The sequence below is a fragment of the Dyadobacter sp. genome (assembly GCF_051859145.1).
Classification (GTDB): Bacteria; Bacteroidota; Bacteroidia; order Cytophagales; family Spirosomataceae; genus Dyadobacter.
This window is the reverse complement of record NZ_JBHYGF010000330.1, coordinates 1-4,827: the sequence shown is the minus strand read 5'-3', so window position 1 is coordinate 4,827 and position 4,827 is coordinate 1. Positions and strand designations below refer to the sequence as shown.

The 4,827-nt window shown below is 46.5% G+C and carries 4 protein-coding genes; 2 read left to right on the top strand and 2 right to left on the bottom strand.

Annotated features, from left to right (window positions below; translation table 11 throughout):
- Window positions 1–222 precede the first annotated feature (222 nt).
- Together ade and ACTIE6_RS17685 are read right to left on the bottom strand one after the other, a co-directional pair.
- A complete protein-coding gene (gene ade, locus ACTIE6_RS17690) occupies window positions 223–1,863 on the bottom strand; it encodes an adenine deaminase (protein ID WP_439557902.1) in 1,641 nt (546 codons plus the stop codon).
- On the bottom strand, window positions 1,860–2,765 hold the full coding sequence (locus ACTIE6_RS17685) for an AraC family transcriptional regulator (RefSeq protein ID WP_439557901.1): 906 nt from the start codon (window positions 2,763–2,765) through the stop codon (window positions 1,860–1,862). The genes ade and ACTIE6_RS17685 overlap by 4 nt, the downstream gene beginning before the upstream one ends.
- A gap of 157 nt (window positions 2,766–2,922) precedes the next feature.
- On the opposite strand from ACTIE6_RS17685, the gene ACTIE6_RS17680 reads away from it, so the two are divergent.
- Together ACTIE6_RS17680 and ACTIE6_RS17675 are read left to right on the top strand one after the other, a co-directional pair.
- On the top strand, window positions 2,923–4,578 hold the full coding sequence (locus ACTIE6_RS17680; protein ID WP_439557900.1) for a UxaA family hydrolase: 1,656 nt from the start codon (window positions 2,923–2,925) through the stop codon (window positions 4,576–4,578).
- Between the two features lie 82 nt (window positions 4,579–4,660).
- The coding region (locus tag ACTIE6_RS17675; RefSeq protein WP_439557903.1) for an SDR family NAD(P)-dependent oxidoreductase at window positions 4,661–4,827 on the top strand (167 nt) is incomplete at its 3' end.

The window sequence follows — 4,827 nt, the reverse complement described above, 5'->3', positions numbered from 1 at the left end:
CCTTTTCTGAATTGATCCCAAAAACAGAGTTCTTCTTCTTGCTTGTAGCGTAGGTGAGCCATTGTTTGGAAAGGATTTTGATTGGGGTTAGGAATTGAGATGTAATAATAAGGGTCATTATAACACTTGTAAATATATTTATAAAAAAACGTATTTAAAAAATATTTTCGCGAGAAAATTATATTTCAAAGTTTAATGTTGCTATTTCTTGATTTATGTAACTTATTGCGTACTTAATGGTACAAAATGGAAGTTTTTACCATCAAAAAGGCCTTTATCGCTCAATTTCAATGCAGGTATCACAAGTAGCGCCATAAAGGACAAGCTCATAAATGGCGATTTCAAGGTTGATTTCACCTGGTCTTTTACAAATCGATCGATTTCAGTATAGGCAGCCGCTACTTTGTAACCATCCTCGTCGCTCATCAGTCCCGCAATTGGCAATGCAAGCAACTGCTCTTCCCCAGCTCCGACAGCAGATACGCCGCCTTTTGCATTGATGATCAGGTTTACCGCTTTCGCAATTGCCTCGTCACTGGTACCCACAGCGATAATGTTGTGTGAGTCGTGGGCAACAGAAGAGGCGATAGCGCCGGATTTAAGGCCAAAGTTCCGGATCAATGCGACGGCCGGTTTGGTGTCCGTGTAGCGGTTTACCACAGCTATTTTCAGGATATCCTTATCAATATCAACTGCAATTTGTCCGTTTTCCACCTTTACTGCCGCGTTCAATTCACCGGTAATCAACTGACCATCATACACCTCAATTACCCTTACTCCGGTTTCGTTTTCTTTGCTGTCTGTGTGTAAGCCAAATTCCTCTGCATTTTTAAAGCTGCATTCAAAATGGTTTGGGTGCGCGCTTCTCAGGTCCGGAATCAGCGTCTTGACATTTTCAGCCACAATTTCTCCATTGATCCTCGTTTCGAGAATCCGGAAGTCAGTCAGATTATTTACCAGGATCATATCAGCAGGATCGCCAACTTTTAGCAAGCCGACCGGCAGGTTGTAATGCAGCACGGGATTGATACAAGCGGCGAGCAGTACATCCCACAAATTGTAGCCAAGCGCAAGTGCGCGTTTGACGAGTACATTAATATGTCCCTCAACCAGGTTGTCGGGATGCTTGTCGTCCGAGCAAAACATCATGAATTCCGGGAAGTCGCCGACGAGCGGGATCAATGCGTCAAAGTTACGCGCCGCACTTCCTTCGCGGATCAGGATTTTGACACCATAATCGATTTTCTCACGGGCCTCCTCATACGTAAAGCATTCATGGTCAGTGCTGATCCCGTTTGAGGCATACTTTCTGGCAGCTTCTCCCCGCAGTCCGGGCGCGTGACCGTCTACTACCTTATTATAATGCTTCGCCCAGGCGATTTTCTGCATCATATCGGGATCTTCATTCAATACGCCCGGAAAATTCATTACTTCCGCCAGGTAGCCGATTTCAGGTTTGGCCAGCAGCTCACCTACCTGCGCCGCGTCTATTGTCGCGCCGGCTGTTTCAAAAGCAGTTGCCGGAACGCAGGAAGGTGCGCCGAAACAAAACTTGAATGGTACCCGCTTGCCGTCTTCAATCATAAAATTGACGCCGGGCAGCCCAAGTACATTGGCAATTTCGTGCGGGTCAGAAACCGTAGCCACGGTACCATGCACAACCGCCAGCCTGGCAAATTGCGCGGGCGTAAGCATGGAGCTTTCTATATGTACGTGTGCATCGATGAAACCCGGCAAGGCGTAAGGCAAGGCAGGATTTTCTTCACCTGCGTTTGCAATGCGGACAATTTTGCCGTCTGCGATTTCCAATTCGGCGGCGTAAATTGATTTCTCTTGTATATCAACAATATTGACTTTCATCATGCGGGATTGAGATTGTTAAGGTGACCAGAAATCGGGATCTTCCTGAATTCTTTCTGATAGTGCATCGGACTTTTTCCGGTATGCAGCTTAAAGTACTTATTGAAATTGGCAAAGTTGTTAAACCCGCTTTCGAAACATACCTGGGCAATGGGCAGCTTGGCTTCGGAAAGCAGCTTGCAGGCGTGACCAATGCGCAGTTCGAGTAAAAACTGCGAGTATGTTTTGCGGCTGCGACTTTTAAAATACCGGCAAAATGAATGCGGACTGATATTCGCTACTTCCGATATCTCCTCAATGGATATTTTCTTTTGGAAGTTACTGAGAGAATATTGGTAAATGTGATTGATCCTGTCCGTGTCAAACGGATCGTATTCATGAAGATTGGGTGTGTCCGTCAGCAATTCCACGCCGGTGCAATGCGACAAACTTTCGAGGATTTGCAGCAGTGAGATAATGGAGTTTCCATTAGTTTGATTTAACAGATCTTTCAGTAGCTTTTTGACAGTCTGCGTTCCCGCGCCTGAGATTTTCATACCTAACCTGGCTTTTACAAGCAGTTCTGAAATGGACTTGTTTTCAGGGAGTTCAAGAAAGGATTTGCCAAAGATATCCTCTGAGAAGTGTAATACGGTAGCTTGTGCGTATAGCTGGCTTTCACGATCAAAATACTTTTCATCACACCGCCAGTAATGCGGCAGGTTTGGACCGATCAGTAGCAGGTCGCCATTCTGGAAGCTGCTGATATTATCACCGACAAACTGGGTTCCAGAGCCTTGTTCAATGTGGATCAGTTCAAGCTCCGGGTGATAATGCCAGCGGTTGTAAAAGTAGAGTACCACGTCCTGCCGGATGCTGAAAGATTTTTGCAAACCTTTGGGTACTTTGAGCAGCTGCGGTTTCATAAATTATTACAGGATTAATCCTTAAATAAGAAATATATGCCAATATAGTTGAATAATTTGCTACGATATTCATTTCTGATATTGATATATTATGTTGTTTTGTTTCAAGATTTCAATATCATCCACCATCCTGATCTGTATTAATAATCGTTAAATTATGGCTTCACAGCTTTTGAAAATACATCCTTCTGACAATGTTATAGTTGCTCTCCGCGATTTGCCGGCCGGGGCTCAGGTGAATTGGGACGGTGCCGATTACGGGTTGCAATACGGGGTTTCGGCCAAGCATAAGTTTGTAACGGAAGATATAGAAACAGGCGGCGCTATCATTATGTACGGCGTGCTGGTAGGTCGCGCTACACAGCCGATCAAAAAGGGAGAACCGATTACAACTTTTAACCTCAAACACGACGCGCACGATTACAGTACCGCCAAGCGTCAGCCTTATTCATATATACAACCTGATACGAGCAAGTGGGTAAACCGTACTTTTAATGGTTATCACCGGGAAGACGGGCGCGTAGGTACCTATAATTACTGGCTCGTGCTGCCGCTGGTTTTTTGTGAAAACCGCAATGTGCTGATCATGAAAGATGCATTTGAGCGGGAGCTGGGCTACGCGCAAACTGACATTTACAGAGACCAGGTAAGAGAGTTCCTGCATTTGTACCAGGCGGGCGATATGCGCAGGATCAAAAATCTGGAAACGTTCGTGGATGCGCCGGTGCAAGCCAAGAAAAAGCCGGAGCGACCATTTGCCAATGTGGATGGCGTGAAGTTCCTTACCCACGAAGGCGGCTGCGGCGGTACCCGCTTTGATGCCAATACATTGTGCGCACTTTTTGCAGCTTACGCAGTGCACCCGAATGTGGCAGGGATCACCGTTCTGAGCCTCGGCTGCCAGAACTCGGAGCTGAAAACGCTGGAAGATGAGATCAAAAAACGTGACCCGCATTTCAACAAACCATTTTTTGCATTCGAACACCAGAAAGGGACCGAGTACTCGCTCATGTCGGGTGCTATTAAGGAGACTTTTATGGGTTTGACCAAAATCAATGAATTCGAAAGGTCGCCTGCACCATTGTCGAAACTTTCTGTTGGGCTGAAATGTGGCGGCTCAGATGGATTTTCTGGTATCTCGGCGAACCCCGTGCTCGGACATTTGTCCGACCTGGTTGTCGGTTTAAATGGACAAACTTTACTGGCTGAATTTCCGGAGCTGAATGGGGTAGAGCAGGAGCTGCTCAATCGCTGCGTGACGGAAGAAAAAGCAGCCAAATTTGAAAAGTTAATGCGCGACTATGCGGGCAAAGCCGAGGCAGTCGGTTCCGCATTCGCATTCAATCCTTCACCCGGAAATATCAAAGACGGACTGATTACCGACGCGATCAAATCTGCTGGCGCGGCGCGGAAAGGCGGAAATGCATTTATTTCTGATGTTTTAAATTATACCGAAAGGGCTACGGAATCGGGCTTGCAGCTGGTTTGTACACCTGGTAATGACGTGGAAGCAACCACGGGACAAACTGCGGCCGGCGCGAATATCATCCTTTTCACAACCGGACTGGGAACACCGACAGGTAACCCGATCTGTCCGGTGGCAAAGGTGGCGACGAACTCGGCTCTTGCCAACAGAATGCCGGATGTGATCGACTTTGACTGTGGACCTGTTGTAGATGGAACGCAAACGATCGAGCAGAATGCAGAAGCATTGCTGGAATACGTCATCAGCGTAGCCAGCGGAGAGCTTACCAAGGCGCAGCAACTTGGTCAGGATGATTTCATTCCCTGGAAAAGAGGAGTGTCGCTCTGATCACAGATTTGATCCAAAAAACAGCAATTCAGGGTATATCTCTTTAAAAAAGACCTTTTTCTTTTATACTAATACTAAATGCATGTTTGATTTAAGTGGAAAAACAGCGCTGGTAACTGGTGGCGCGAGCGGTATCGGGTTAGCCATTTCACGGACTTTCGCAAAGCAGGGTGCCACAGTGCATATTCTGGAATTGAATATCGATTTGGCCAAACAGGTTGCCAGTGAGCTTGTTGCAGATGGCGGAAA